Here is an 884-nt window from a genome sequence, read left to right as displayed (position 1 = left end):
TTTCCAATCGTTATTTTCTTCTTTAAGGTAAAAATCAAAGAATGATTTTTGGCGTTCGAGATTTTCTCTAGCGTAGTAACTTTCCCACTCTTTACGTCCATGCACATATAGCCATTTTTCTTCTGATGCAGCTTGTTTAAATCCTTCAAAAGAGCCACGGTTGTGCAAACCTTGTGTAGACCAACTAGCACATGTTAGTAGAGGTGTTTTAATTTGTGATAATGGCACTTGACGCTGTTTCCAAAAATCATCGAACAAAGGGTGTTCTTGTTGTGCTTGAATCATGTCTTCGATATTTGGATTATCTGTCCATCTCGCAAAAATACCTTGTATCCAGAAACGATAAAAGCCAGTATCAGGAATACCCCCGTGAAAGGCTACTTCTCTATACATATCATTTAATCCTTCCCAAGGAATCATTGCTTTTAAATGTGGTGGATTTAATGATGCGACCCACCATTGAGTCACCGCAAGATAAGAAACACCATTTGTTCCGATATTTCCATTACTCCATGGCTGTTTTGCTGCCCATTCAATCACTTCGTAATAATCTTCCGCTTCTCTTTTTGACCATGGAGATAAGACGCCTTTGGATTTGTCACTACCGCGTAATGCAACTTTAACTACAACATAATCGTTTGGTACCCAAAATCCTGGGTCTGGTGATTCTTCAGGTGTAAAACTAGATGTCGGAATGGCGCCTAATGTTGGCCAAAGGGCACCCATATTGGTGATTTTAGGCTTATTATCTTTACCGTAAGTATCTGCAGACATAACTACAGGGAATTTGCCATCTTTATTTGGTCTGAAAATATTAATATATAATTTTTCGCCATCGCGCATTTCCACAGTGACATCTTTTTCCATAATCATTTCTTGATTTC

1 protein-coding gene is annotated in these 884 nt (G+C 38.5%); it reads right to left on the bottom strand.

The features are described 5' to 3' along the window. Window positions 1-884 (bottom strand): CocE/NonD family hydrolase (locus IDG60_RS16630; protein WP_206160946.1); only part of this gene is annotated, 884 nt, incomplete at both ends.

This window comes from Staphylococcus sp. EG-SA-2 (assembly GCF_017152085.1).
This window is presented reverse-complemented; position numbering and strand designations above follow the sequence as displayed.